The organism is Streptomyces sp. NPDC012508 (genome assembly GCF_042902595.1).
In the GTDB taxonomy this organism is placed as follows: domain Bacteria; phylum Actinomycetota; class Actinomycetes; order Streptomycetales; family Streptomycetaceae; genus Streptomyces.
Window position 1 is genome coordinate 1,063,368 of record NZ_JBIBEO010000001.1, and the last position, 25,977, is coordinate 1,089,344.

The window sequence follows — 25,977 nt, forward strand, 5'->3', positions numbered from 1 at the left end:
GGGCCTGTCGGGACGGGGGCGGGGGTGGCATCCTCCGGGCATGGGACGGCGCAGACCGCGGACCGGTGACGACTGGAAGCTGCTTGCCGAGGCGTGCACGGCACTTCTGGAGCGGCTGCCGGAACTGGTGGACGAGCATCTGAGGGACCTGCACGAGTACGAGCCGGCGTACGGCCGGATCGTGCCGTACGACCAGCACTGGCAGGAGGCCCACGAGGCGATGCGGATCGGGATCGAGATGATCTCGGCGCCCCGGGACTCGCCTCGGCGGGATCTGGAGCACGCGGACGAGATGGGGCGGCGGCGGGCCGAGCAGGGGATGCCGCTGGAGCTGGTGGTGCACGCGTACCGGCACGCCGGGCATCTGGTGTGGGACGCGCTGATCGAGGAGGCCTCGGCGTTCCCGCCGCGCCTCGCCGCGCTGACGCAGTCGGCGACGATCGTGTGGTCGGCGGTGGACGCGCAGGCGGACACGGCGTCGGAGGCGTACCGGTCGACCGAGCTGGAGCTGCGGCGCCGCACGGACGAGCAGCTTCAGGCGCTCCTCGACGCGCTGCTCCAGGGGCAGCGCTCGCCGGAGGTGACCTCGCAGGCCGCGGCGGGCCTGGACCTGCCGGAGCACGGGCGGTATGCGGTGGTGGTGCTGCGGCACGACCGCCGGGAGGTGCCGGAGCCGTTCCACCGGCGGGTGCAGGGGGCCGGGGTGCGGTTCCTGTGGCGGATGGGCGCGGACTGCGAGATCGGCGTGGTGTCGCTGGCGGAGGGCACGGGCCTGGACGCGCTGTCGGAGCTGCTTCAGGGGCGGTGCCCGGGGCCGGGCGGGATCAGCCCGGTGGTGACCGGTCTCGCGGAGCTGGGCCGGGCGCGGAGGCTCGCGGAACTGGCGCTGCGGACGAGTCCGCCGGACTCCCGGCAGATCGTCCGCCTGGACCGCCGGATGGCGGGCGCGCTGGTGGTCGGGCAGCCGGAACTGGCCGGGCTGCTGGTGGCGGACGTCCTGGGCGGCCTGCTGGAGCTGGATCCGGCGGACCGGGCGGTCCTGCTGGAGACGCTCGACGTCTGGCTGGACTGCGAGGGGTCGGCGGGGCGGGCGGCGTCGCGTCTGTACTGTCACCGCAACACGGTCTTCAACCGCCTGCGCCGCCTTGAGCAGCTGACGTCCCGGTCTCTGTCACGGCCGCGGGACCTGACGGAGATGACGCTGGCCTTGGACGCGTTCCGCCTGACGGCGCCGGGCTGAGGGGCGCCGGGGGGGGCTCCCCCACCCCACCCCTTCCCGAAACCCTGCCGGGGGCGGGTGGGGGCTGATGCGGGGTCCGCACCCCACCCCCGAAGCGCGGCGGCTTCGCGCCGTCGGGACGGCGTGGCCCGTTGGGCCGGGGGCCTTGCGACGGGAGGTGCGGACGACCCCTCTGCGCGCGACGGGCCGTTGGCCCGCTGCCGCGCCAGGTCGGCAGCTTCGCGCCGTAAGCCCGGCCCGTCGGACCGCGTCCACCCAGGGCCGGGGCCCCGCGACGCGGACACGGACGACCGCCTCGCACGCGACGCCCGACCCCGTCGGCCGTGGCCGCGCCAGGCCGGCGGCTTCGCGCCGTACGCCCGGCCCTTCGGACCGCGCCCCCACCCACGGCCGGGAGCCCGCGACGCGGGCACGGACGACCCCCTCGCGCGCGACACCCGGACCGTCGGCCCGCGGCGACCGCTTCGCGCGGCGGCCCGCCGAAGCCCGGGCCGTTGGCCCGGGGCCCCGCCAGGTCGGCAGCTTCGCACCGTACGCCCGGCCCGTCGGACCGCGCCTCCACGCCCGCGACACGGGCACGGACGACCACCTCGCGCGCGACGCCCGGGCCGTTGGCCCGCGACCCCGCCAAGTCGGCAGCTTCGGGCGGCGGGGGCGGCCCCGGCGGGCCGGGCCCGCCGGCAGTTGCCGGTGTGGCTAACAAGAGGCGTGGGGTGCACCCCGGCCTCGCCGCGCCTCCAGGGGCGTGGGGGTTCACCCCGGCCTGGCCGCGCCGGGGCTACGCCAGGAAGTCCCTTGCGATGTTGGACGCCACCTGTTCCAGGAGCGGGCCCGCGTTGGCCATGGACTTGGACGGTTCCGGTTCGAGGTCCGTCAGGGGGTAGGCGCGGCGGATGCCTGCCTTGCCGAGGGCCTCGGGCGGGAGGGCCAGGCGGCCGCACACCGCCACGACCTCCTTGCCCGCCGCTCGCGCCGCCGCCGCGACGCCCGCCGGGGCCTTGCCGTGCAGCGTCTGCTCGTCGAGCGAGCCCTCACCCGTGATGACGAGCGTGGCCCGCTCCAGCGCCGGGGCGAAGCCCAGGACGTCGAGCATCAGCTCGATGCCGGGGCGGAAGCTCGCGTCCAGACCGACGAGCGCGCCGTACCCGATGCCACCCGCACCGCCCGCGCCGGGCGCGACCGCGCACTCGGACGCCTTGGGGCCGATCGCCTTCTCAAGGACGGTCACGAAGTGCGCGAGCGCCGCGTCCAGCGTCTCGACGTCCTCCGGCGTCGCGCCCTTCTGCGGGCCGTACACGGCCGGAGCGCCCTTCGGCCCGGTGAGCGGGTTGTCGACGTCGCTGGCCAGGATCAGCTCGACCGAGGCGAACCGCGGGTCGAGGCCCGACAGGTCGGCGGAGGCGAGCGAGGCCAGCGCGGCTCCGCCCGGTCCGACCGGCTCGCCCGCGCCGTCCAGGAAGACCGCCCCGAGCGCGGCCAGCATCCCCGCGCCACCGTCCGTCGTCGCGCTCCCGCCGACGCCGAAGACGATCGTCGTCGCGCCCGCGTCCAGCGCCGCACGCAGCAGCTCGCCCGAGCCGTACGTCGTCGAGGTCAGCGGCGCGAACACACCGGCCGGAAGCAGCTGGAGGCCAGAGGCCTCCGCCATCTCCACGACCGCCGTGGTGCCGCGCAGCGCGAACGCCGCCGTCACCGGCTCGCCGAGCGGCCCGGCCACCCGTACCTCACGGCGTTCGAAACCGGCCGCCACCGCGGCCGCGACCGTACCGTCGCCGCCGTCCGCAACCGGCAGGGTCTCCACTTCCAGCTCCGGGACGACCCGTCGCAGACCTGCTGTGACCCGCTCCGCGACCTGTACGGCCGTGAGCGAGCCCTTGAACTTGTCGGCCGCGACGAGTACGCGTGCGACCTCAGTTACTGCTCCGTCCGTCACCTTGCATCCCTTGCTTTCGAACGTGCAGTCGCGCCGAGCCGACCCTATCCGCACCCCCCGACACCGTGCCACCCCCTGATAAGACGATATTTCGCACCATAAGGGTGCCATCCGAGCGCCCGGACGCGTCGGCGCGCGCCGGGACGGTGGATTCGGTACACCGGACGTATGGCGCTCACGCACGGCGAACTCGCCGACCGCATCCTCGGCGGCTGGACGGGACGGATCGCCGGGAACATGCTCGGCAAGCCCGTCGAGCGGGGCGACCACTGGACGCCCGAGCACATCGACCGGTACCTGCGGCTGACGGACGCGCTCCCGCTCACCGACTACCTGCCCCCGCCGCCCGCCGACGTCGCGGGGTTCGAGCTCCGGCCCGAGTGGCCGCATTGCGTGCGCGGGCGGATCGACGGAAGCTGCCGGGACGACGACATCGACTACTCCATCCTGGGCCTGCACCTCCTGGAGACCCGCGGTTTCGCCTTCACGACCGAGCAGGTGGGCGAGCTCTGGCTGCTGCGGCTGCCGTACCTCCAGACGTTCACGGCCGAGCGGACCGCCTACCGCAACCTCGCCAACGGTCTGAGGCCGCCGCTGACCGCGACGTACGACAACCCGCACCAGGAGTGGATCGGTGCGCTGATCCGGGCGGACGTCTACGGCTGGACCTCCCCCGGCGACCCGCGCCGCGCCGCCTCGCTCGCCCGCCGGGACGCGGTGCTGTCGCACACGGGAAACGGCGTGTACGGCGCGATGTGGGCGGCCGCGCTGATCGCCGCCGCGTTCACGGCGCCGGACGTGCGCTCCGCGCTGGAGACCGCGCTGGAGCGGATCCCGGCGAGCAGTCGCCTCGCCCGCACGGTGCGGCACACGATCGCGCTGTACGAGTCGGGCGTGGACTGGTCGGACGCCCTCGGCGAGCTCGCGGAGCGGACGAGCGGGCTGGGCTGGATCCACACGGTCCCCAACGCGGCGGTCCTGACGGCCGGACTGCTGTACGGCGGCGGGGACTTCACCACCACGATCACGCTGACGGTCCGCGGCGGCCTGGACACCGACTCGAACGGGGCGACGGCGGGCTCGGTGGCCGGGGTGCTGTGCGGGGCGGCGGCGATCCCGCCACAGTGGTCGGAGCCGCTGCGGGACCGGGTGCGCAGCGCCGTGTTCGGCTTCGACGGGGTGCGGATCGGCGAGTTGGCCGAGCGGACACTCCGGCTGGTTACGCTGACGGAATGACGACGACCGACTACGCCACGTACATCGCCGGCCTGCCGCGTGTCCTCGCCGGTGCCGCCACGCTCTTCCGGGACGCGGCGGGCCACGTCCTGATCGTCGAGCCGAACTACCGCGAGGGCTGGGTGCTGCCCGGCGGCACGGTCGAGTCCGACACGGGCGAGACGCCCCGTCAGGCGGCGCGCCGCGAGACGGCGGAGGAGATCGGCCTCGACGTGGCGCCGGGGGCGCTGCTCGCGCTCGACTGGGCGCACGGCACGGGGCGGCCGCCGATCGTGGCGTACGTGTACGACGGCGGGGTGCTGTCCGACGAGCAGCTCGCGGCGATCCGCCTCCAGGAGGAGGAACTGCTCTCCTGGAAGCTGATCGAACCCTCCGAGGTGACCGCCCATCTCCTGGGGACCCTGGGCCCACGTGTCCTCGCGGCCCTCGACGCCCTCGGCTCAGGCCGTGGCCCCGCCGAGCTGGAGAACGGCCGCCCCGCGGTCGGGTGATGTGTTCTTCGGCTCCGCCGGACGGTCGAAGAACGAGGTCACCATGACGGAGGCGAGCACGAGCCCGATGACGACCAGGAGGACGGCGACGATGATGGTGTAGAGGCACCCGAGGGTCAGGATCCGGGCGCGTCTGCCGGGATCCCCGGACATCTCAGGCCGCTCCCCCGCCGCCGTCCCCGCCGCCGCCCCGCATGCCGCTGCCATCCCCTATGCCGCCGTCGCCGCCTCTCGCGCCGAAGCGGGCGAGCAGGTCGGCCAGGTCCGGCGGCCAGAGGGCCTCGTCGGACGCCGCCAGCTCCTCGGGGCTCCACCACCGCCCGAACTGGATCTTGTCCTCCGCGTGCGCGGCCGCCAGGTCCCCGGCGGGCGCGCGGCGCGGCCCGTACGCCACGTAGATGTGTTCGTGCTGGCGTACGGGAACTCCGGCGCGGGTGAAGTCGTGCTCCCAGGTGCAGAGCAGCGCGCCGGGCTCGATCCCCTCCCAGCCTGTCTCCTCCCGCAGTTCGCGTACGGCTCCGTCGCGCGGGCTCTCCCCGGGTTCGAGGCCGCCGCCGGGCATGGCCCAGTGCACGCCCACCTCCTCGTTGTCGTAGCGGAAGAGGAAGACGGCGCCGTCGGGATCCAGTACGGCGACACGGGCGGCGCGTCGAGGGGTGCGTCGTGGCGTGCTCACCGGCTCAGCCCTGCGGGGGTTCGGTCGTCAGCGGGTTGCCGCCGCGGGGTGGGGCCTCGGCCTCGCGTGTGGCCACGCGGGCCTCCGTGCGGTGTCCGCGGGCTATGTAGTCGCGGACGACCACCTCGACCGCGTCCTGCGGGTTGTTGACGCCCGCGAGGACCATGACTTCCACGACGAGTTCGGCGTCGAGTTCGATGTTCACCTTGGCCATGGCGCGAAACTAGCACCCGCCGAAATCGGCTCGCGGTGGGTTCGTCGGGCTGCATACGCTCGTCGTATGACTCTCGTGGCGATTCTCACCGGGGCCGGGGTGTCCACCGACTCCGGGATTCCCGACTACCGCGGCCCGCAGGGGCTCTGGCGGCAGGACCCCGAGGCGGAGAAGCTCGTGACGTACGAGTTCTACATGGCCGACCCCGAGATCCGCCGCAGGGCCTGGCGGATGCGGTGGGACAGCCCCGCGCTCAAGGCCCGGCCCAACGCGGCCCATCGGGCCGTCGCCGAGCTGGAGAAGGCGCCCGGGGTCGCCGTCCGTGTTCTCACGCAGAACGTGGACGGGCTGCATCAGCTCGCCGGGATGCCGGACCGCAAGGTGGTCGAACTCCATGGCACCGCGCGGTCGGTGGTGTGCACCGCGTGCCACGCCCGGACCACCATGGCCGAGGCCCTGGCGCGCGTGGAGGCGGGCGAGGAGGATCCGCCGTGCCTGGAATGCGGCGGGATCCTGAAGTCGGCGACGGTCATGTTCGGGCAGCGGCTCGACCCGGTGGTCATCGGCGAGGCGATGTCGATCGCCAAGGCGGCGGAGGTGTTCATCGCGGTCGGGACGAGCCTGCAGGTCCAGCCGGCCGCCTCGCTCGCGGGGATCGCCGCCGAGCACGGGGCCCGGCTGATCATCGTGAACGCCGAGCCCACGCCGTACGACGCGCTCGCCGACGAGGTGGTGCGCGAGCCGATCGGCACGTCCCTGCCCGCGCTCCTGGAGGGCCTGCGCTGATGACCCGGCCTGAGCCCTCCGCCGAAGCTCGCCGCTAGAAGAGCGCGTCCGGTTCCGCGCCCGACTCGAAGGCCAGCAGCCGCCGTTTGCGGCCGAGCCCGCCGCCGTATCCGGTCAGCGAACCGCCCGCCCCGACGACGCGGTGGCACGGTACGACGATGCTGACCGGGTTCTTGCCGTTGGCGAGGCCCACGGCGCGGGATGCGCCCGGGTTGCCGAGGGCCTCCGCCAGTTCGCCGTACGTGCGCGTCTCGCCGTACGGGATGGTGTGGAGCCGCTCCCAGACGCGCAGCTGGAACGGGGTGCCGATCAGCTTCAACGGCAGGTCGAACTCGGTCAGTTCACCTGCGAAGTACGCGTCGAGCTGACGGATCGCCTCGCCGAAGGGGCGCGGGTCCGGCTCTCCGAAGGTCTCCTCGGCGGGGCGATGGCGCTGCTCGGTCATATGGATGCGGCTCAGCTCGCCGTCGACCGCGACCAGGGTCAGCGGGTCGTACGGGCTGTCGATGACGGTGTGCCGGACGTCGGGCATGGCGGGACGACTTCCTTATGCCGGGAGGTGGTTGATCGGATGGCTGTCGGTGGCCCAGAGGTACTGGACGGCGTACGCGCGCCAGGGCCGCCATCGCGCGGCGCGGGCGGTCAGCGCGGCGGGCGTGGAGGGCAGGCCGAGCCCCCCGGCGGCGCGGCGGACGCCGAGGTCGCCGGGGAGGAAGGCGTCGGGGTCGCCGAGCGCCCGCATCGCGATGACCTCCGTGGTCCAGGGGCCGAAGCCGGGCAGGGCGAGGAGCCGGGCGCGGGCCTCGTCCCAGTCGGTGGCCGGGCCGAGACTCAGTGAGCCGTCGGCGAGGGCCTGGACCAGCGTGAGGAGGGTGGTGCGGCGGCTGCGGGGCAGTGCGAGGGACTCGGGGTCGAGGCCGGCGAGCGCCTCGGGGGCCGGGAAGAGGTGGGTGAGTCCACCCTCGGGGTCCTCCACGGGGACACCGTGCGCGGTGACGAGGCGGGCGGCGTGCGTGCGGGCGGCGGCCGTGGAGACCTGCTGGCCGAGCACGGCCCGTACGGCGAACTCGGCCGCCTCGACGGTCCTGGGCACGCGCCGCCCGGGCGCCCACTCCACCAGCGGCGCGAGCAGCGGGTCCGTGCACAGCTGCTCGTCGACGGCGACCGGGTCGGCGTCGAGGTCGAGCATCCAGCGGCAGCGGCTGATGGCGTGGGTCAGATCGCGGGGGTCGGTGAGGGAGAGCCGGCAGGCGATGTGGTCGGGCCGGGGAGTGAGGGCCACGATGCCGTGTCCGTGCGGGAGGGCGAGGGTCCGGCGGTAGGCGCCGTCCCGCCACTCCTCCACCCCGGGGACGGCGGTCGCGGCGAGGTGGCCGAAGAGGTTCGAGGGGTTGAGCGGGGAGCGGTACGGCAGCCTGAGCGCGATCACGCCCGGGGTACGCGGGGCGCCGTCGGCGGCCGGCGACCGCGCGGCCCTGGCACGCAGCTCCCCGGGGGCCAGCGCGAAGACCTCGCGGACGGTGTCGTTGAACGTACGGATCGAGGAGAAGCCGGCCGCGAACGCGATCTCGGCCATCGGCATCGGCGTCGTCTCGATGAGCAGCCGCGCGGTCTGGGCGCGCTGGGCGCGGGCCAGGGCGAGCGGCCCCGCGCCGAGTTCGGCGAGGAGCTGGCGTTCGATCTGGCGGGTGGAGTAGCCGAGCCGGGTGGCGAGGCCCGGGACGCCCTCGCGGTCCACGATCCCGTCCTGGATCAGCCGCATGGCCCGGGCGACGGCGTCGGCACGGACGTTCCACTCGGGGGAGCCGGGGCTCGTGTCGGGACGGCAGCGCTTGCAGGCGCGGAATCCGGCGCGCTGGCAGGAGGCTGCACTCGGGTGGAAGACCATGTTCTCGGCCTTGGGCGGCACGACCGGGCAGCTGGGACGGCAGTAGATCCGGGTGGTGAGGACGGCGGTGAAGAACACGCCGTCGAAGCGGGCGTCCTTCGAACGGACGGCCCGGACGCAGCGCTCGGTGTCGGTGTGCATGCCTCCATGGTCGGGGACCCGAGGGGGCGTCCGCTGGCGAGAAAACGACATGGACCTTCGGGGAGCGGGCCCTGCCCGGCCCCCCGCGACTCGCCCCGCCTCGATATCCCGCCGACACTGGAGCAGCATGGAAGAAGCGGATTCCCGACGCCGCCGGCGGGCCGAGGAACCGAGGAAGTGGACGGGTGAGTGCAGAATCCCTGACGCCAGCAGCTCCGACGACAGCCGAATCACCGAGAAGCACCCCATGAGCGGACGGCTTGGCCACCAGCCCAAGGGGCTGGGGCTGCGCAGCGTCGCCGGGCAGGTGTTCGCCCTCCAGGCGGTCATCGTGGTGCTGCTCGTCACCGTGGGCGCGCTGGCCCTGATCTTCCAGGCCCGTTACGACACGGAGCGTGACGCCCGGAACCGCTCGCTCGCCGCCGCGGAGGCCTTCGCACACGCCCCGGGTCTGGTGGACTCCCTGCGCGCCCCCGATCCGACCGCCCTGCTCCAGCCGCGGGCCGAGAGCGTTCGGCTGGCCTCCGGTCTCGACTTCCTCGCCGTCATGACGCCCGACGGCATCCGCTACACGGACTCCAGGCCCGAGCTGATCGGGCAGCGCTCCACCGGCGACTTCGCGCGCGCCCGAGGGGGCGAGTCGTTCACGGAGATCTTCCACGGGGAGCCCTCGGACGCCGTCCGGGCCATCGTTCCGGTACGTACGGAGGACGGCGACATCGTCGGCCTGGTCAGTACCGGCATCGAGATCGAGAACGTCGGCAACGTGGTCGAGGACCAGCTGCCGCTGCTGCTCGGCACGGCCGCGGGCGCCCTGGTGCTCGCGGTGGGCGGCGCGGCGCTGGTGAGCCGGCGGCTGCGGCGGCAGACCCACGGCCTGGGCCCGGTCGAGATGACCCGGATCAACGAGCACCACGAGGCCGTGCTGCACGCCGTGCGCGAGGGGGTGCTCATCATCGACGCGGACCTGCGGCTGCTGCTCGCCAACGACGAGGCCCGGCGGCTGCTCGACCTGGCCCCCGACGCCGAGCAGCGGCATGTGAACGAGCTGGGCCTCGATCCCCGCACCGCCGCGCTGCTCTCCTCCGGACGGGTCGTCAACGACGAGGTGCATCTGGCGGGCGACCGGCTGCTCGCCGTCAACGTGCGTCCCACGGCGCCGTATCGCGGCCGGCCCACCGGCACCGTGATGACGCTGCGTGACTCGACCGAGCTCGCCACGGTCTCGGGGCGGGCCGAGGTGGCCAGGGGACGGCTGCAGCTGCTGTACGAGGCGGGGGTGCGGATCGGCACCACACTGGACGTGGTGCGGACGGCGGAGGAGTTGTCGGAGGTCGCCGTTCCGCGTTTCGCCGACTTCGTCACGGTGGAGCTGCTCGAGCCGGTGCTCCGGGGCGAGGAGCCGTCGGGCGCGTTCACCGAGATGCGCAGGACGGCGCTGACAGGCTTCCGCGCCGAGCATCCGTTCCAGCCGGTCGGTGACCTGATCCGTTGTGTCGTCCCGACCACGCCGATGGCGATGGCGCTGGACAGCGGTCGCGCGGTCCTGGTGGAGGACCTGAACACGGCGGACGGCTGGCGGGCCCAGGACCCGGAGGGCGCGGCCGAGGCCCTCGCGTACGGGTTGCATTCGCTCGTCGCCGTACCGGTGCTGGCCCGGGGTGTGGTCCTCGGGATGGCGAACTTCTGGCGTGCCGGGACGCAGGAGGCGTTCGGGGAGGAGGATCTGACCTTCGCCGAGGAGCTGACCGCGCGCGCCGCGGTCTCCATCGACAATGCCCGCCGGTTCACCCGTGAACACGAGATGGCGGTGACGCTCCAGCGCAGCCTGCTGCCGCGGATCCTGCCGGACCTGTCCGCCGTGGATGTCGCGTACCGGTATCTGCCCGCCAAGGCCGGGGTGGGCGGGGACTGGTTCGACGTGATCCCGCTGCCGGGCGCGCGGGTGGCGCTGGTCGTCGGCGATGTCGTCGGGCACGGGCTGCATGCTGCGGCGACGATGGGGCGGCTGCGTACGGCGGTCCACAACTTCTCCACCCTGGATCTGCCGCCGGACGAGCTTTTGGGCCACCTCGACGAGCTGATCGACCGCATCGACCGGATCGACCGCGGATCCGAGGGCGAATCGGCGGGCGGCTCGAGCGCGGAACGCGGTTCCGGTGCAGGCTCCGGCTCCGGCTCCGAGGCGAAGGCCGGTACGGGACTCGCCGGTCCTGCGGAGGGCCGCTCGGCGGAGGACCGCTCGGCGGCGGGCGGTTCGGCGGCCGGCGGTTCGGCGGAGGGCGACGAGGGGCGCGAACGGATCACCGGTGCCACCTGTCTGTACGTCATCTACGACCCCGCCGACGGCCGGTGCATCATGGCCCGGGCCGGGCACCCGGGGCCCGCGCTCGTCCACCAGGACGGCCGGGTGGAGTTCCCGGAGATGCCCTCCGGGCTGCCGCTGGGGGTCGGCGGGATGCCGTTCGAGACCACGGAGCTGTACCTGCCGGAGGGCAGCCGTCTGGTGCTGTTCACGGACGGTCTGCTGGTCGACCGCGACCGGGACTTCGACACCGGTCTCGCACTCCTGGGCGAGGCTCTGGCCACCACAGGACGCAGTCCCCAGCAGGCCTGCACGGACGTCCTGGCGGCGCTGCTCGTGCCCGCCCCGGACGACGACATCGCGCTGCTCGTCGCGGACACCCGCCGGCTGGAGGCCGCGCGGATCGCGGAGTGGGACGTGCCCGCCGATCCGGCGCACGTCTCCCGGGTGCGCAACGCCGGCGCCGAGCAGCTCGCCTCCTGGGGCCTGGACGGCATCGCGTTCACGGCCGAGCTCATCCTGAGCGAGCTGATCACCAACGCGATCCGGTACGGCGCCGAGCCCATCCGGGTCCGGCTGCTGCGCGACCGCCGGCTGATCTGCGAGATCTTCGACGGCAGCAGCACGGCGCCGCACCTGCGCTACGCGGCGACCACCGACGAGGGTGGCCGCGGTCTGTTCCTCGTGGCCCAGTTCGCCGAGCGCTGGGGTACGCGCTACACCGAGCGGGGCAAGGTCATCTGGGCGGAACTGCCTCTGACCACGCCGGACTCGGAGCTGCCGGCGATGGTGGTGCCGGACCTGGACGCGCTGGAGGACCTCGCCTGGTGAGCCGCCGGCCCCCAGGAGTCACGCCTCCCGGAACCCCCGGAGGTCGCGGCCCCCAGGTGGTCACAGGGACGTGCGGGCGAGGAGGACGGCCACGTCGTCCCCCGGGGCGCAGGGCAGCAGCTGCTCGAGGATGTCGTCGCACAGCCGGCTGAGCGGCTGTTCGAGGTGGAGCAGCACCTCGGCGAGCCGGTCCATGCCCTCGTCGAGGTCGCGGTCCCGGGACTCGATGAGGCCGTCGGTGTACAGCACCAGCAGGCTGCCGGGCGGGAGCAGGAGCTCCTCGGTCCCGAAGTTCTGCCCGCCGGTGCCGAGCGGGGTGCCGGGCGGCCCCTCCAGGAAGGTGATCGCCCCGTCGGCCGTGGCCACGGCGGGTGGCGGGTGACCGGCCCGGGCGACGACGACGCGCCCGGTGGCCGGGTCGTGGACGGCGTAGAGGCAGGTCGCCATCTCGTCCTCCCCGACGTCGGCGACGACGTCGTCGAGCGAGCGGAGCAGCTCCGCGGGGGGCACGCCGTGCCGGGCGAGGGTCCGTACCGCCGTACGGAGCTGGCCCATGACGGCGGCCGCGTGGATGCCGTGGCCCATGACGTCGCCGATGACGAGCGCCGTGCGCCCCTCGGGCAGGGCGATGACGTCGAACCAGTCGCCGCCGACGTCGTGGTCGCTCGCCGGGAGGTAGCGGCCGGTGAGCTCCAGGCCGTCGACCGTGGGCAGGGCGTTGTTGGTGAGACTCCGCTGGAGGGTGAGGGCGGCCTCCCGCTGCGTGGTGTACATGCGGGCGTTGTCGATGTTGAGGGCCGCGCGGGCGACGAGTTCGTCGATGAGGACGAAGTCCTGCTCGTCGAAGGGTTCGCGCTCACGCAGCCGGGTCACGGTGACGGCGCCGAGCACCGTGCCGCGGGCGACGAGCGGCACGAGGCGCGCGGAACCGGTGTTGGCCTCGAAGTAGGCGCGCAGGGGTTCGGTGCGGGGGTCGGGGAAGAGCGCGGGGAGGTCGGAGTGGTAGAGGTTCAGCGGTTGGGCGTCGGTGATGACCTGCTCGTACACGGTGCCGAGCGGGATCTGGAAGGTCTGGCCCGGGGTGAGCAGCGCGGTGGGGGCGGTGGGGTCGGGGAAGACGGCCGCGAGCCGGCGCAGCAGTCCCTGGGTGGCGGCCGCCTCGTCGGGTTCGAGCACGGATTCGAGCAGCTGTACGTCGGCCGAGTCGGCGAGCTGCGGCACGAGGACCTGGACGATCTCCTCGGCGGTCTGGAGCAGGTCGAGGGTGGTGCCGATCCGGGTTCCGGCCTCGGCGAGGAGGGCGAAGCGGCGCCTGGCCCGTTCGGCCTCGACGAGGGCCCGCTGCCCCTCGGTGATGTCGATGAGGGAGGCGATCAGGCCGAGCCGCCGGCCGGAGCCGTCGAGGAGCGGGGCGTACGAGCAGGACCAGGTCCGGTCGTGGTCGGGGTCCGCGGGGGTCCGGCCGGTGCGGCGTACGTCGACGAAGGCCCGGCCGCTCTCCAGGACCTCCCGCATGGTGGCTTCGAGGGCGGCGGCGTTGACGCCGGGCACGACCTCGGTGAGCCGCCTGCCGACATGCTCGGCGGCCGGGACCCCGTTCATCCGCGCCAGGGCGTCGTTGACGCGGATGAAGCGCAGGTCGGTACCGAGGGTGCCGAGGCCGATCGGGGACTGGGTGAAGAGGCTCTGGAGCGCGGCCAGCGAGTCCCGCATGCGCAGGACCTCGGAGGTCTCGACCGCGATGAGCATGGCGCCCGGCCGCCCGCGGGGGTCGGCGGCGGGGACGATCCACATCTCCATGGTCACTTCGTGACCGTCGCGGTGCCGCACCGGAAGGGTGCCCACGACGGTCTCGCCCGCCTGGACGCGCCGGGTCAGCTGTCCGGCGAGTTCCTGGTTGGCGTCGGGCACCAGGATGGGTGTCGCCACCTGCCCGAGCACGTCGTCCGGGCGGTATCCCAGTAGGTCCTGGGCGGCGAGCGACCACTCGACGACCCGCCCGTCGGAGTCCTCCCGCCACAGGGCGATCGGGAGGAGTTCACGCAGGACACCGGCGTAACCGATGGCCGCCGGTGGTCGCTCCGGCGTCTCACTCGGCGACTGAGTAGTGTCCAACGATCCGACCTAACCCCGGGGGGTGTCTTCCTACCCGATCACCCTAGCCGAGCCCTCGACGCGGGGCGCTGCGGTACGGCTCCGGACGGTGGGTGCGCGCCGTGGGCCAGGGGGTTCCGCCCTTGGCGACCCGCCGGTAACTTGGCGCCGCCCACTCCCCCACCGCCTGGCAGGTACGAGATGCAGAGCTTGTTACGTATGGTCCGCGGCGCCCTCCTGGTGGGCGCCCTGCTGGCGCCCGCCCTGCCGGCTTCCGCCACGGCGCAGCCCGGTCCGCTGCCCGGGCCCCGGTCCGCGACCGCCGCCCCCGACTGGACCCCGCCGCTGTCCACCCGCGGACGGCACATCGTCGACGCCGACGGCGACCGCTTCCGGCTGCGCTCCGCCAACTGGGACGGCGCCCAGGGCTCCTGGAACGGCTCGGGGGACATCGCGGATCCGGCCAACCACCACGCCGGGCAGAACGCCCACGGCATCCCGATCGGCCTGGACCGAACCCCGCTGCCGACCCTCCTCGCCGACTTCCGCGCCCTGGGTCTGAACAGCATCCGGCTCCCCTTCTCCAACGAGATGCTGCGCGCCACGGCTCCCGTGCCGGACCTCGCGGTCGCAGCCAATCCGGCCCTGCGCGGCAAGACCCCGCTCCAGGTCTTCGACGCCGTCGTCGCCGCCCTCACCGCCGGCGGTTTCGCCGTCATCCTCAACAACCACACCGTGACGACCCGCTGGTGCTGCGCCGTGGACGGCAACGAACGCTGGAACAGCAGCGGGCAGTCCACGGCCCGGTGGGCCGACGACTGGGTCTTCATGGCGAAGCGCTACCGCGCCAATCCGCGCGTGGTCGGCGCCGACCTGTACAACGAGGTCCGCCGCGACATCTGGGACGACCCCAACTGGGGGCTCGGCGACAACCACGACTGGCACGCCGCCGCGCAGGAGGCAGGCGACCGCATCCTGGCCGAGGCGAACCCGGACCTGCTGATCGTCGTCGAGGGCATCAACTGGCAGGGCGTCCCGGTGGACGGCTTCCCGCACGGCCGCCCCACCCTCACCCCGGTCCGTACCCTCTCGCACACCCTGGTGGTGTCGGACAAGCTCGTCTACTCGGCTCACTTCTACGGCTACACCGGCCCGAACCACAGCGGCGCCACGGGGATCGGCGAGACCAGCGACCTCCGCTACCAGGACTTCACCCGCGAGCAGCTCCGCCAGGTCGTCCACGACCAGGCGCTGTACGTCTCCGCCGAGACCGGCCGGCACTTCACCGCCCCGGTCTGGGTCAGCGAGTTCGGCATCGGGGCCGACGAGACGAACAGCCGCCCGCGCGACTGGTTCCGCAATCTGACCGAGCTGTTCACCGACGCCGACGTGGACTACGCCTACTGGCCGCTGGTCGGCTGGAGCGGCGGAAGCGGCGGGGACAGCTGGGCGCTGCTGCGGTACGACTCCGAGGGCCGGCGGACCGGTGTCCTGGACGCGGGCGACTGGCGCACCCCGCTGTGGACCGGGCTGACCGACGCGCCCGGCCGCACCGGAGCCGTACCCGCCACGCCCGCCTGGTACCAGCTGACCACCGACCACCGCGACCACAACGCCTCGCTGCGTGTGCGGGCGGGCGGGGACTGGGACAGCGGCGCCCGCAAGGCCGTCTGCCCGGACGGCTCCCGGCTGGCCGGGCTCAGCCACACAGGGGGCCGCGGGCTGTGCGCGAGCTCGGCGTTGCGGGCCGGCACCGGCGGCCACACGGTCGTCCGCGACGAGTCGCACGTCCCGGCGGGCGGCGACTGGGCCAACGGCTACACCAAGTTCCAGTGTCCGGCGGGCCAGTTCATGATCGGCTACAGCGTGCGCGGCGAGCGGGTCTCCGCAGCCCTGTGCGCTCCGGCCCGTGCGGCGCTCCCGGCGGGCGGCGGGCGGACGGTGTGGTTCGACCGGGGTGACGACCGCCCGGCGGGCGCACCCGGTGGCGAGTACGCGAGCGGCCACTACAAGGGCCAGTGCCTGCCCACCGAGTACGCGGCGGGCATCGCCTTCACCACCCGGTTCGGCTCCCGGCCCTCCCCGGCCGCCGTGCTGTGCCGTCCGGCACCCCCGGAGGCGTAGGCCCGGACACCCCCTAGAGCGCGGGAACGGCGCGGGGCGTCTCCAGAGCGGCGGCGATGCCCTGCGCCAGGAACGGGATCCGGTGCGCGCAGACGCCCGCGATGTTGATGCGGCCCGCGTTCGTGCCGTAGATGGCGGACTGCCGGCGCATCCGGCGCATCTGCTCCGGCGTCAGCGGCAGCATGGAGAACATGCCCTTCTGGCTCCGGAGCGAGGCCGCCACCTCCGGGGACCCGAGGGCGTCCAGGTGCGCGACGAGGTCCGCCCGGTTGGCGGTGATCCGTCCCCGCATGGCGTCGAGTTCCTCGCGCCAGACGGCCCGCAGCCCCTGGTCCGCCAGGACGGTCGCGACGACGGCGGCGCCGTGGTCGGGCGGCATGGAGTACATGACGCGCGCGGCGTTCTGCAGGGCCGTCTCGACGTGCCGGAGCGTCTGCCGGGAGGGGCCGAGGACGATGGCGCACCCGGTGCGGTCGCTGTAGAGGCCGAAGTTCTTGGAGCAGCTGACGGCGATCAGCACCTCGGGGAGCCGGTCGGCCAGCATCCGGGTGGCCCACAGGTCGGCGTCCAGGCCGTCGCCGAGCCCGTGGTAGGCGAGGTCGACGAAGGGGACCCAGCCGTGCTCCGCGGCGAGTCCTGCCAGCGCCTCCCACGTCGCGGTGTCGGGGTCGATCCCCGTGGGGTTGTGGCAGCAGCCCTGGAGCAGGACGACGTCGCCCCGCCGGGCGGCGCGCAGGTCGTCGAGCATGCCGTCGCCGCAGCCGTACGTCCGGACCGCCAGCCCGGCGCCCTCGAGTATGGGGCGGTGGTTGACGTACGCGGGGTCGCTGATCCACACCGTGGTGCCGGGCCGGGTCTGGCGTACGAGGTCGGCGACGAGACGCAGGGCCCCGGTGCCCGCCACGGTCTGGACGGCCGTCGCGCGCGAGGTCCTGGCCTCGGTGCCGAGGACCATGGAGAGCATGGCCCGGTTGAAGGCGGTGTGGCCGGAGAGTCCGCGGTACTCCTTGGAGTCGGAGCGGTCCGCGAGGCGTATCTCGGCCTCCTTGACCGCCGCCATGACCGGTGTGACGCCGTTGTGGTTGCGGTAGACGCCGAGGACGAGGTCGAGGCGCTCGGGGCGGGGGTCGGCGGCGTATTCGGCCGACAGGTCCCACAGCGGGTCGACGGGCGGGGCGGCGAGAAGCTCAAGCATCGGCGGAGACCTTGGTCGGAGTGCGGGGGCGGCGGTTGGCGAGCGCGACGCCGAGGGTGATGAGGGGGACGCCGACCACGACGGGCAGGGTCGGCGACTCGTCGAGGAGGGGTATGGCGAGCAGGACGACGGCGACCGGGCTGAGGCTGCCGACGACCGAGCTGCGCTCCGGCCCGAGGCGGCGGATGGCGAACGCGTACAGCAGTCCGGCGCACAGTCCGACGCCCAGGCCCTGGACGACGAGGAACAGCGCGATGTCACCGCCGGCCGCGTGGGCGATTCCGGTGGGCAGGACGCCCGTCAGGACCAGGAGGGCGATGACGGCGAAGGAGGGCAGGCAGAGCAGTCCGATGGACCCGACGGGGTCGAGGTCCACTTCGCGCAGGCCCACGGTGTACAGCGCCCACAGGCCGCTGGCGACGAGCAGCGTTCCGGCGCCGAGCAGGACGTCCGCGTCCAGAGCGGCCGTGTAGCGCCAGACCAGGGCCGCGACGCCGGCCACGATCAGGGCGAGGCCGGCCGACTGCGTACCGCGCGGGGCGCTCTTGCCGCCCGCGACCATGAGGGCGGAGACGAAGAGGGGCACCATGCCGGGGACGATCGCCCCGACGAACGCGGCTGAGGTCAGCGAGCCGCCGTACATGGCGGCGAGGAAGAACGGGACCCCCGCACCGCAGATGATCTTGACAGCGGGACCGGGCCGGACGGCGGCCAGTCGGCGCCTGCGCCGCCACAGGGCGGGCGCCAGGACGACGAGCGGCACGCCGAAACGCAGCAGGGCGGCGTCGGCGGGGAGCAGTGTGGAGGTGCTCAGGGCCCGGGCGCTGAGGGCGAAGGCGGCCCAGATGGCGACGGTGAGCAGCAGGGCGACGAGGCCCACGGCCTGCGGCGAGAGCGTTCCCGTTCGGAAGGGTCCGGTACGAAGTCTTCCGGTCCGGCCGACACCGTGTGTCGGCTCCACGGGCGGTGCCCCCGCCGTCCCTATCCCGCCCACCGAAGAGCCTTCCGTTCGCCACTGCTGTTCCAAGCAACGCTAGAGCTTTCGGCGGGGCAGCCGATTGCCAGTTATGCCCTCCAGCCATAGCGTGGGAGCAGAATCTGCCAGAAACGGTGAGGGAGCAACGTTGGACGCGGTGGACTTGCAGATCATCCACGAGTTGCAGCAGGACGGCCGGCTGTCCAACCAGGATCTCGCCGACCGGATCAGGCTCTCGCCTTCGCCGTGCCTGCGCCGGGTGCGCCGGCTGGAGGAGGCGGGCCTGATCCGCGGCTACACGGCCATGGTGGACCAGGTCGCCTTCGGCCTGCCGATCACCGTCTTCGTACGGATCCGGCTGGAACGCCATACGGCCGAAGCCGTCAACGTCTTCGAGCGGCACATCGGCCTGATCGACCACATCCAGGACTGCTATCTGATGGCGGGCAGCAGCGACTATCTGCTCAGGGTCGTCATCGAGAGCCTGGAGGCGTACGAGGCGCTGGTGCGCAACCGGATCCACGCCATCCCGGGCATCGCGTCGATCGAGTCCAGCTTCGCCTTCGGCAGTGTGAAGCAGTCCAGGATCTATCCCCGTCCTGGCGCGCCCCTCAAGTGAGACTCAGGCGGGGGCTCGGGGAGGCTCGGTGGGGGGCTCGGGCGGCTCAGGTGCGAACGGCGGACTCGAAGGCCGCGTACGCCGTCGCGTCGAAGAGCACGAACCGGACCTCGTCCACCGCGGTGGCGGTGGCCCGCACCGTCTCGACGGCGATGCGGGCGCCGTCGTCCATGGGCCAGCCGTAGATCCCGGTGGAGATGGCAGGGAAGGCGACCGTACGGGCGCCCAGTTCGTCGGCCACGCGAAGCGACTCGCGGTAGCAGGAGGCCAGCTGCTCCGAGCGGTCCTCCTCCCGCGACCAGACCGGGCCGACGGTGTGGATCACCCAGCGCGCGTCGAGCCGGCCCGCCGTCGTGGCGACCGCCTGGCCGGTGCGGAGACCTCCGCCGTAGTGGCCGGCGCGGAGCTTGCGGCACTCCTCCAGGATGGCGGGGCCGCCGCGGCGGTGGATGGCGCCGTCGACGCCGCCTCCGCCGAGGAGCGAGGAGTTCGCCGCGTTGACGATGGCGTCGACCTGCTGCCCGGTGATGTCGCCACGGACGAGGACGAGGGTCGGTTCCGTACTCATACGGTCATCATCGCCCCGTCGCGCGCAGCCTGCGCCAGACCGCCTTGGCCGCGTTGTGGCCGGACATGCCGTGCACGCCGGGCCCCGGCGGGGTGGCGGAGGAGCAGAGGAACACGGCCGGGTGCGGGGTCGCGTAGGGGAAGAGGGACAGCTTGGGGCGCAGCAGCAGCTGGAGGCCGCGGGCCGCACCGCAGGCGATGTCGCCGCCCACGTAGTTGGCGTTGCGGGAGGCGAGTTCGGGAGGACCGGCCGTCGCGCGCGCGAGCACCCGGTCGCGGAAGCCCGGGGCGAAGCGCTCGATCTGACGCTCGATCGCCTCGGTGAGGTCTCCCTCCCAGCCGTTCGGCACATGACCGTAGGCCCAGAAGACGTGCTTGCCCTCGGGCGCGCGGCTCGGGTCGACGAGGCTGGGCTGCGCGGTGATGAGGAACGGCGTGCCGGGGGCCGTACCGGAGGAGGCCTGGTCCAGGGCGGTGCCGATCTCCCGCATACCGGCCCCGACCTGGACGGTGCCGGCCTCGCGGGCGGCCTTCGCCGTCCAGGGCACGGGTCCGTCGAGCGCGTAGTCGACCTTGAAGACGGCCGCGCCGTACCGGTAGTGGTCGTAGTAGCCGCCGAAGCCCGCGATCCGGGCGAGGGCTGTGGGTGAGGTGTCGAAGACGTACGCGCGGGCCGGCGGCAGGTCGTCGAGACGCTTGACCTCGTAGTCGGTGTGGACCGCGCCGCCCAGCGCCTTGAGATACGCGGTGAGGGCGTCCGAGATCGACTGGGAGCCGCCTCGGGGCATCGGCCATCCGGCCTCGTGCGCGGCCAGCGCGAAGACGAGACCGACGGCCGAAGTGGCGAACCCGCCCAGCGGGGCGATGACATGGCCGACGAGGCCGGCGAAGAGGGCACGCGCCTTGTCGTCCTGGAAACGGCGCATGAGCCAGGTGGACGGCCGCATCCCGTCGATGCCGAAGCGGGCGAGTGTGACCGGGTCCCGGGGCAGGGCGGTGAGGGGCAGGGACATGAAGTCCCGTGCCAGGGTGTCCCACTTGCCGAGATAGGGGGCGACGAGGCGGCGGTAGGTCCCGGCGTCGCGCGGCCCGAGGGACGCGGCGGTCTCGGCGACCGACCGGGAGAGCACGGCGGCCGTACCGTCGTCCCAGGGATGGGCCATGGGCAGCCGGGGGTGCAGCCATTCGAGGCCGTACCGGTCGAGCGGCATCGTCTTGAAGACGGGCGAGCCGATCCCGAGCGGATGCACGGCGGAGCAGGGGTCGTGGCGGAAGCCGGGGAGGGTCAGCTCCTCGGTCCTGGCGCCGCCTCCCACGGTGGACTTGGCTTCGAACACGGCGACGGAGAGGCCCCGACGGGCGAGCTCCACGGCGGCGGTCAGTCCGTTGGGGCCCGCCCCCACGACCACGGCATCGAGCATCGATGGCACCTTCGGACTCCTTCGTCAGCCGATGGCCAAGGCTCCCAGGATATTCCTGGCCCGCAGCCGCCCTCACTCCCCCCGCAGCAGTGTCCGGATCCGGTCGGCGGTGGCCTGGTCGCGTGCCGCCGTGAACGGCAGCGCGTTGCCTCCGGTGATTCGGAACGGCTCGCCCGCGAGCGTCGTGTGCGCGCCGCCCGCCTCGGCCACCAGGAGCAGCCCGGCCGCGTGGTCCCAGGCGTACTCCCAGGAGAATCCGACGGCGTCGAGAAGGCCCCGGGCCACGTCCAGATACTCGAGTCCGGCCGAGCCGCAGGGGCGCGGGCGGACGCCCTCCGTGTCCAGGCCGAGCAGGGCGCGCTTCTGGTCGTCGGTCGTGTAGTCGGGGTGGGAGGTGGCGACCGTCAGGACCGCGCCGGGCGCCGGCGAACCGGAGCGTATCGGCTCTCCGTTGAGCGTGGCCCCGCGTCCGCGCACCGCGATCGCCATCTGGTCGAGGGCGGGCGCGAACGTCCAGGAGGCGAGGATTTCGCCGCGTCGCGCGAGCGCCACGAGGGTGCAGAATCCGGGCTCTCCGCGCACGAACTGGCGGGTGCCGTCGACGGGGTCGACGATCCACACCGGGGCGTCGCCCTGGAGCGCCTCGTAGACCGCCGGGTCGGCGTGGACGGCCTCCTCGCCGACGACGACGGAGCCGGGCAGCAACGCCGTCAGGGACGCAGTCAGATGCTCCTCCGCGGCCCGGTCGGCGATCGTCACCAGGTCGTGCGGTCCGTTCTTCTCGACGATCTCGTGTGCGGCCAGCTGCCGGTGGCGCGGCGTGATCTCGGCCGCGGCCGCCTTGCGGACCGCCTCCTCCACCTCGGTCGTACCGCCGGCGAGGACGTGGTCAAGGAAGTCTTCGATCATGTGTCCAGCTAAGCACGGCACTCTGACATTCCGGGAGACCGTCCCTTAACCCGCCGTTTCCCCACGGAGTACGCTTTGGACCGGTTCACCCCTTACGGGGAGTCGGGGAGATCGGGGCGAGGGAGGGTCCGTGCACGGCGAGTACAAGGTTCCCGGCGGAAAGCTGGTGGTCGTCGACCTGGAGGCGCGTGACGGCGTCCTGACGGACGTCCGGGTCGCGGGCGACTTCTTCCTGGAGCCGGACGAGGCGATCCTCGCCATCGACCGCGCCCTCGAAGGCGCCCCCGTCGACACCGACGCGTCGGGGCTCGCGGCCCGGATCGACGCGGCGCTCCCGCCGGGCACGGAGATGTACGGGCTCACCACGGAGGGCATCGGGGTGGCCGTCCGCCGGGCCCTGGCGCACGCGACGGACTGGACCGACTACGACTGGCAGCTCATCCACGAGCCGCCGCAGTCCCCCGCCCTGCACATGGCCCTGGACGAGGTCCTCACCGCCGAGGTCGCGGCCGGCCGCCGCCCGCCGACCCTGCGGGTCTGGGAATGGGGCGCGCCGGCCGTGGTGATCGGCAGCTTCCAGTCCCTGCGCAACGAGGTCGACCCGGCGGCGGCCGAGCGGCACGGCATCGAGGTGGTGCGCCGGATCAGCGGCGGCGGCGCGATGTTCATCGAGCCGGGCAACACCATCACCTACTCGCTCTCCGTCCCCGGCGCCCTGATCCAGGGGCTCTCCTTCACCGACAGCTACGCCTACCTGGACGACTGGGTCCTGGGCGCGCTGGGCGACATGGGCGTCAAGGCCTGGTACCAGCCTCTGAACGACATCGCGACGGACGCCGGCAAGATCGCGGGCGCTGCGCAGAAGCGGATGGTGGCGGGCGAGGGCGCGGTCCTGCACCACGTGACGATGGCGTACGACATCGACGCCGACAAGATGACGGACGTGCTGCGGATCGGCCGCGAGAAGCTCTCCGACAAGGGCACGAAGAGCGCGAAGAAGCGGGTGGACCCGCTGCGCCGCCAGACGGGCCTGCCGCGCGAGGCGGTCATCGAGCGCATGATCGGCTCGTTCCGGGACCGGTACGGCCTGACGGAGGGCGGGGTGACGGCCGAGGAGACGGCGCTGGCGAAGGAGTTGGCGGCGTCGAAGTTCGCGACCGAGGAGTGGACGGCCCGGGTCCCGTAGGTTCCGGCCGACTCAGGCGGACGGCTCAGCCACCGACTCAGTCGAACGGCCGAGCGAACGGCTGAGCCGCACGGCGCAGCCGAACGCCTCAGCCGGCCGACGCGGCTCCGGCGGTGTGCGGCGGACGGTGGGCGAACCACTTCTGGTCGTCCTCCAGTTGGGCCGCCAGGGAGATCAGCAGAGGTTCGCTGCCCGCCGGGCCGAGGAGTTGCGCGCCGACCGGCAGGCCGTCCGGCGTGAAGCCCGCAGGGACGTTGACGCCGGGCCAGCCGAGGACGTTCCACGGCCAGGCGTAGGGACAGGCGGACGCCATCGTCAGGTCGGTGCGCCAGGCCGGCATCGCGTCGAACGTGCCGATCCGGGGCGGAGGTACGGCTGTCGTCGGGGCGAGCAGCACGTCGTAGGTGTCGAACAGCGCGCCGATCCTGCGGTGCTGGTGCGCCTCGCGGCCACGCGCTGCGCGCAGGGCGCGGCCGGCGAGGCGGCGGCCGCTGCGCGCGGCGCTGCGGGTGCGCGGGTCGAGCAGCGCGGGCTGGGGGTGCCGGTCGGCGTACTCGGCGATCCCCGCGGTGGCGCGCGGCAGGAAGCTCAGCCCGATGAGCCCGTACCGCGGGCGTGCCTCCTCCACCGTGTGGCCGAGCCCGGCAAGCGCTTCGGCCAGATCGGCGACCGCCCGTCGTACACCCGCGTCGAGCGGGTTGTACGTGGCGGTGAACGGCGCGCGCCAGGCGAGCGCGATCCGCAGCCGACCGGGCGCGCGGCGCGCCGCCGCCGAGGCGTCGACGACGGCCGGCTGGAAGCGGTCGGCGGGATGCGGCCCGGCGACCGCGTCGAGGAGCAGGGCGGCGTCGCCGACGGTCCGGGCGAGCGGCCCGTTGACGGTCAGGCCCTGGAAGCAGTCGTCGTACGGGTGGACGGAGACCCGGCCGCGCTGCGGCTTGATGCCGACCAGATGGGTCCAGGCGGCGGGTATGCGGATGGAGCCGGCCCCGTCGGAGCCGAGGGCGGCGGGCACGACCCCGGCGGCGACGGCCGCGGCCGATCCCCCGGAGGAGCCTCCCGGGGTGTGCCCGGTGTTCCACGGGTTGCGGGTGGCGCCGAAGGCGTGGCCTTCGGTGAAGGGCCACTGGCCCAGTTCGCAGGAGTTGGTCTTGCCGACGATCACGGCTCCGGCGGCCCGCAGCCGCCGCACGGCCTCGCCGTCCTCGGCCGCGTCGGGGATGTCCCCGGCGCAGCCGAAGCGGGTGGGCAGTCCGGCGACGTCGGTGTCGTCCTTGACGGCCATGGGCACGCCGAGCAGCGGCAGCCTCTCGCCCGCGGCCAGCCTGCGGTCGGCGTCGGCGGCCTCGGCGAGAGCGGCCTCCGGCCGGACGCAGCGGAAGGCGTTGAGGGTGGGCTGCGTGGCCTCGATCCGGTCGAGCGCGGCCTGGACGAGCGCGGTCGAGGTGACCGTACCTTCGGCCAACTGCCGCGCCTGTTCGGCCAGTCCGGTGTGGTCGCCCGTGGTCACGGCAGCCTCCTCCTCGTTCGCCTGCCGGAACCCTACTGGAGCGTAACTTCTCTGTCACCACCCTGCCGCCGACCCGGCCCACCGCGCATGAGAGCCATGTAGAGCAGCAGGGAGGCGGCCAGACCCACGGCCCAGCCGTAGTCGGCGAGCGGCTTCAGGAAGGGGATGAGCCCGTCCTCGGGGAAGGGGCCCTTGCCGGGCGCGGAGTGCGAGCCGCCGATCGCGAGGACCCCGCCGACGGCGAACGCCAGGACGGCGGCCGGGTTCCAGCCGCGCCGGTACCAGTACGGGCCGTCCGGCCGGTACAGCCCGGCCAGGTCGAGGACGGTCCGGCGGACGAACCAGTAGTCGGCGATGAGGATGCCCGCCACCGTACCGAGCAGTCCGCCGACCAGACCGAGCCAGGTGAAGATGTACAGCTCGGGCGTCTCGGTCAGCTTCCACGGCATGATCAGGACGCCGACGACACCCGTGATCAGCGCTCCCGTACGGAAGTTGACGATCTTCGGGGCGAGGTTGGCGAGGTCGTACGCGGGTGAGACCACGTTCGCCGCGATGTTCACCGAGATCGTGGCGACGAGCACGGTCACCAGGGCGAAGAGCAGCCCGAAGACGTTGTCCGCCTTCGCGGCGAGCGCGACCGGGTCCCAGACGGGCACCCCGTACACCGCCTGCGAGCCGGAGGTGACGAGCACGGAGAGCAGCGCGAAGAGCGTCATCGTCGTGGGCAGCCCGAGGGTCTGACCCCAGATCTGTGCCCGCTGCCCGGCGCCGAACCGCGTGAAGTCGGGGATGTTCAGGGAGAGCGTCGACCAGAAGGCGATCATGCCCATCAGGGACGGGAAGAACACCGGCCAGAAGTCGGCTCCCCAGCCCAGCTTCGACGGCTGGTCCAGCAGCGGCCCCAGCCCGCCCGCCTTGTCCGCGATCCAGACCAGCAGTACGAGCGCGCCGACGATGACGAACGGCGCGGCCCAGTTCTCGAAGCGGCGCAGTGCCTCCATCCCGCGGTAGATGATGGCGAGTTCGAGGATCCAGAAGAGCACGAAGCAGAGCCAGAGCGTCCAGGGCTGGCCGCCGACCCTCGCAGTGTCGGACCAGCCGCCGAAGACCTTGTCGAGCAGGATGAAGATGCCCTGTCCGCCGATCCAGGTCTGGATGCCGAACCAGGCGCAGGCGACGCCGGCCCGGATGAGGGCGGGCAGATTGGCCCCGCGCAGCCCGAAGGAGGCGCGGGCGAGAACGGGGAAGGGGATGCCGTACTTGGGTCCCGCGTGCCCGGTCAGGAGCATCGGCAGCAGCACGATCACATTGGCCAGCGCGATGGTGAGGACGGCCTGTTTCCAGTCCATGCCGAGGGCGACGAGCCCGGAGGCGAGGAGCCATGAGGGGATGTTGTGGGCCATGCCGACCCAGAGGGCGGCGAAGTTGTACGTGGTCCAGCGGCGCCGTACGACGGGGACGGGCAGCAGGTCGTCGTTGACGAAGCGGGGGTCGGCGAGGACGGTGCCGGGCGGGAGTTCGACGCGACCGTCGGGCGTCGCGGCGCCTGCGTCGAGGGACCCGGATGCCCCGGGTGCTCCGGGTCTTCCCGAGGGTGCGGTTGCGGTCATGAGCGGCGGAACCCTTCGTTCG

At 73.3% G+C, this 25,977-nt stretch carries 22 protein-coding genes; 8 read left to right on the forward strand and 14 right to left on the reverse strand.

The genetic code is table 11. The features are described 5' to 3' along the window. Positions 1-40: 40 nt before the first annotated feature. Complete coding sequence (locus tag ACFY8U_RS04560) at positions 41-1,240, forward strand: helix-turn-helix domain-containing protein (RefSeq protein ID WP_361594556.1); 1,200 nt, start codon at positions 41-43, stop codon at positions 1,238-1,240. A gap of 778 nt (positions 1,241-2,018) precedes the next feature. On the opposite strand, the gene ACFY8U_RS04565 is transcribed toward ACFY8U_RS04560, so the two are convergent. After that, the gene (locus tag ACFY8U_RS04565) at positions 2,019-3,173 is read right to left on the reverse strand and encodes a glycerate kinase (RefSeq protein ID WP_389565515.1); all 1,155 of its coding nucleotides are present in this window, start codon (positions 3,171-3,173) and stop codon (positions 2,019-2,021) included. A gap of 168 nt (positions 3,174-3,341) precedes the next feature. On the opposite strand from ACFY8U_RS04565, the gene ACFY8U_RS04570 reads away from it, so the two are divergent. Then, entirely contained in the window at positions 3,342-4,409 is a 1,068-nt protein-coding gene (locus ACFY8U_RS04570) for an ADP-ribosylglycohydrolase family protein (RefSeq protein WP_389565518.1), read from the forward strand. After that, entirely contained in the window at positions 4,406-4,900 is a 495-nt protein-coding gene (locus ACFY8U_RS04575; protein ID WP_389565521.1) for an NUDIX domain-containing protein, read from the forward strand. The genes ACFY8U_RS04570 and ACFY8U_RS04575 overlap by 4 nt, the downstream gene beginning before the upstream one ends. Here the strand turns inward: ACFY8U_RS04575 and ACFY8U_RS04580 are convergent. From ACFY8U_RS04580 to ACFY8U_RS04590, 3 genes are read right to left on the reverse strand one after another with little or no spacing between them, the layout of a single operon-like run. Beyond that, on the reverse strand, positions 4,850-5,053 hold the full coding sequence (locus ACFY8U_RS04580; RefSeq protein WP_389565524.1) for a hypothetical protein: 204 nt from the start codon (positions 5,051-5,053) through the stop codon (positions 4,850-4,852). The two genes, ACFY8U_RS04575 and ACFY8U_RS04580, sit on opposite strands and share 51 nt — an antisense overlap. 1 nt (position 5,054) lies before the next feature. Next, on the reverse strand, positions 5,055-5,576 hold the full coding sequence (locus ACFY8U_RS04585) for an NUDIX hydrolase (protein ID WP_389565526.1): 522 nt from the start codon (positions 5,574-5,576) through the stop codon (positions 5,055-5,057). A 4-nt stretch (positions 5,577-5,580) separates the two neighbouring features. Further along, on the reverse strand, positions 5,581-5,790 hold the full coding sequence (locus ACFY8U_RS04590; protein WP_361443094.1) for a type II toxin-antitoxin system VapB family antitoxin: 210 nt from the start codon (positions 5,788-5,790) through the stop codon (positions 5,581-5,583). 66 nt (positions 5,791-5,856) lie between these two features. Here ACFY8U_RS04590 and ACFY8U_RS04595 point away from each other — a divergent pair, with 66 nt between their 5' ends. Then, positions 5,857-6,576 (forward strand): NAD-dependent deacetylase, encoded by a 720-nt coding sequence (locus ACFY8U_RS04595; RefSeq protein WP_389565529.1) that lies wholly within the window; start codon positions 5,857-5,859, stop codon positions 6,574-6,576. 34 nt (positions 6,577-6,610) lie between these two features. Here the strand turns inward: ACFY8U_RS04595 and ACFY8U_RS04600 are convergent, their stop codons facing one another. Next, the gene (locus ACFY8U_RS04600; RefSeq protein ID WP_389565531.1) at positions 6,611-7,108 is read right to left on the reverse strand and encodes a methylated-DNA--[protein]-cysteine S-methyltransferase; all 498 of its coding nucleotides are present in this window, start codon (positions 7,106-7,108) and stop codon (positions 6,611-6,613) included. 15 nt (positions 7,109-7,123) lie between these two features. After that, the gene (locus ACFY8U_RS04605) at positions 7,124-8,605 is read right to left on the reverse strand and encodes an AlkA N-terminal domain-containing protein (protein ID WP_389565534.1); all 1,482 of its coding nucleotides are present in this window, start codon (positions 8,603-8,605) and stop codon (positions 7,124-7,126) included. Positions 8,606-8,852: 247 nt separating this feature from the next. Here ACFY8U_RS04605 and ACFY8U_RS04610 point away from each other — a divergent pair, with 247 nt between their 5' ends. Further along, complete coding sequence (locus ACFY8U_RS04610) at positions 8,853-11,741, forward strand: SpoIIE family protein phosphatase (protein ID WP_389565536.1); 2,889 nt, start codon at positions 8,853-8,855, stop codon at positions 11,739-11,741. A 60-nt stretch (positions 11,742-11,801) separates the two neighbouring features. On the opposite strand, the gene ACFY8U_RS04615 is transcribed toward ACFY8U_RS04610, so the two are convergent. Continuing rightward, a complete protein-coding gene (locus ACFY8U_RS04615; RefSeq protein ID WP_389565539.1) occupies positions 11,802-13,856 on the reverse strand; it encodes a SpoIIE family protein phosphatase in 2,055 nt (684 codons plus the stop codon). Positions 13,857-14,054: 198 nt separating this feature from the next. On the opposite strand from ACFY8U_RS04615, the gene ACFY8U_RS04620 reads away from it, so the two are divergent. Beyond that, a complete protein-coding gene (locus ACFY8U_RS04620) occupies positions 14,055-15,959 on the forward strand; it encodes a cellulase family glycosylhydrolase (RefSeq protein ID WP_389565542.1) in 1,905 nt (634 codons plus the stop codon). A 13-nt stretch (positions 15,960-15,972) separates the two neighbouring features. Here ACFY8U_RS04620 and ACFY8U_RS04625 read toward each other — a convergent pair whose 3' ends face one another. Next, positions 15,973-17,154, reverse strand: a complete 1,182-nt coding sequence (locus ACFY8U_RS04625) for an aromatic amino acid transaminase (RefSeq protein WP_389565544.1) — start codon at positions 17,152-17,154, stop codon at positions 15,973-15,975. Next, the gene (locus ACFY8U_RS04630; RefSeq protein WP_389565547.1) at positions 17,147-18,034 is read right to left on the reverse strand and encodes a DMT family transporter; all 888 of its coding nucleotides are present in this window, start codon (positions 18,032-18,034) and stop codon (positions 17,147-17,149) included. Before ACFY8U_RS04630 ends, ACFY8U_RS04625 begins: the two co-directional genes overlap by 8 nt. Positions 18,035-18,287: 253 nt before the next feature. On the opposite strand from ACFY8U_RS04630, the gene ACFY8U_RS04635 reads away from it, so the two are divergent. Next, on the forward strand, positions 18,288-18,749 hold the full coding sequence (locus ACFY8U_RS04635; protein ID WP_389565549.1) for an Lrp/AsnC family transcriptional regulator: 462 nt from the start codon (positions 18,288-18,290) through the stop codon (positions 18,747-18,749). A gap of 46 nt (positions 18,750-18,795) precedes the next feature. Here ACFY8U_RS04635 and ACFY8U_RS04640 read toward each other — a convergent pair whose 3' ends face one another. The 3 genes from ACFY8U_RS04640 to ACFY8U_RS04650 form a co-directional block, all read right to left on the reverse strand. Beyond that, positions 18,796-19,317, reverse strand: coding sequence for an O-acetyl-ADP-ribose deacetylase (locus ACFY8U_RS04640; RefSeq protein ID WP_389565552.1), 522 nt, complete (start codon positions 19,315-19,317; stop codon positions 18,796-18,798). A 7-nt stretch (positions 19,318-19,324) separates the two neighbouring features. Beyond that, on the reverse strand, positions 19,325-20,746 hold the full coding sequence (locus tag ACFY8U_RS04645; protein WP_389565554.1) for a phytoene desaturase family protein: 1,422 nt from the start codon (positions 20,744-20,746) through the stop codon (positions 19,325-19,327). Positions 20,747-20,809: 63 nt separating this feature from the next. Then, positions 20,810-21,646, reverse strand: coding sequence for an inositol monophosphatase family protein (locus ACFY8U_RS04650; protein ID WP_389565557.1), 837 nt, complete (start codon positions 21,644-21,646; stop codon positions 20,810-20,812). Between the two features lie 130 nt (positions 21,647-21,776). Here ACFY8U_RS04650 and ACFY8U_RS04655 point away from each other — a divergent pair, with 130 nt between their 5' ends. Next, positions 21,777-22,832 carry a biotin/lipoate A/B protein ligase family protein gene (locus ACFY8U_RS04655; RefSeq protein ID WP_361769324.1) on the forward strand — a complete coding sequence of 352 codons (1,056 nt, stop codon included), beginning with the start codon at positions 21,777-21,779 and terminating at the stop codon, positions 22,830-22,832. 88 nt (positions 22,833-22,920) lie between these two features. Here ACFY8U_RS04655 and ACFY8U_RS04660 read toward each other — a convergent pair whose 3' ends face one another. Both ACFY8U_RS04660 and ACFY8U_RS04665 read right to left on the reverse strand, forming a co-directional pair. Next, positions 22,921-24,342, reverse strand: a complete 1,422-nt coding sequence (locus tag ACFY8U_RS04660) for an amidase (RefSeq protein ID WP_389565560.1) — start codon at positions 24,340-24,342, stop codon at positions 22,921-22,923. 32 nt (positions 24,343-24,374) lie between these two features. Continuing rightward, the gene (locus ACFY8U_RS04665; protein ID WP_389565562.1) at positions 24,375-25,955 is read right to left on the reverse strand and encodes an NCS1 family nucleobase:cation symporter-1; all 1,581 of its coding nucleotides are present in this window, start codon (positions 25,953-25,955) and stop codon (positions 24,375-24,377) included. Positions 25,956-25,977: the final 22 nt, after the last annotated feature.

What these genes read in the sequence shown, in the direction of transcription:
- ACFY8U_RS04610 (WP_389565536.1), top strand. Translation starts at nt 8,853, where the DNA reads ATGAGCGGACGGCTTGGCCACCAGCCCAAGGGGCTGGGGCTGCGCAGC.
- ACFY8U_RS04580 (WP_389565524.1), bottom strand. Translation starts at nt 5,053, where the DNA reads ATGTCCGGGGATCCCGGCAGACGCGCCCGGATCCTGACCCTCGGGTGC.
- ACFY8U_RS04605 (WP_389565534.1), bottom strand. Translation starts at nt 8,605, where the DNA reads ATGCACACCGACACCGAGCGCTGCGTCCGGGCCGTCCGTTCGAAGGAC.
- ACFY8U_RS04570 (WP_389565518.1), top strand. Translation starts at nt 3,342, where the DNA reads ATGGCGCTCACGCACGGCGAACTCGCCGACCGCATCCTCGGCGGCTGG.
- ACFY8U_RS04620 (WP_389565542.1), top strand. Translation starts at nt 14,055, where the DNA reads ATGGTCCGCGGCGCCCTCCTGGTGGGCGCCCTGCTGGCGCCCGCCCTG.
- ACFY8U_RS04625 (WP_389565544.1), bottom strand. Translation starts at nt 17,154, where the DNA reads ATGCTTGAGCTTCTCGCCGCCCCGCCCGTCGACCCGCTGTGGGACCTG.
- ACFY8U_RS04665 (WP_389565562.1), bottom strand. Translation starts at nt 25,955, where the DNA reads ATGACCGCAACCGCACCCTCGGGAAGACCCGGAGCACCCGGGGCATCC.
- ACFY8U_RS04595 (WP_389565529.1), top strand. Translation starts at nt 5,857, where the DNA reads ATGACTCTCGTGGCGATTCTCACCGGGGCCGGGGTGTCCACCGACTCC.
- ACFY8U_RS04575 (WP_389565521.1), top strand. Translation starts at nt 4,406, where the DNA reads ATGACGACGACCGACTACGCCACGTACATCGCCGGCCTGCCGCGTGTC.
- ACFY8U_RS04650 (WP_389565557.1), bottom strand. Translation starts at nt 21,646, where the DNA reads ATGATCGAAGACTTCCTTGACCACGTCCTCGCCGGCGGTACGACCGAG.
- ACFY8U_RS04560 (WP_361594556.1), top strand. Translation starts at nt 41, where the DNA reads ATGGGACGGCGCAGACCGCGGACCGGTGACGACTGGAAGCTGCTTGCC.
- ACFY8U_RS04600 (WP_389565531.1), bottom strand. Translation starts at nt 7,108, where the DNA reads ATGCCCGACGTCCGGCACACCGTCATCGACAGCCCGTACGACCCGCTG.
- ACFY8U_RS04590 (WP_361443094.1), bottom strand. Translation starts at nt 5,790, where the DNA reads ATGGCCAAGGTGAACATCGAACTCGACGCCGAACTCGTCGTGGAAGTC.
- ACFY8U_RS04640 (WP_389565552.1), bottom strand. Translation starts at nt 19,317, where the DNA reads ATGAGTACGGAACCGACCCTCGTCCTCGTCCGTGGCGACATCACCGGG.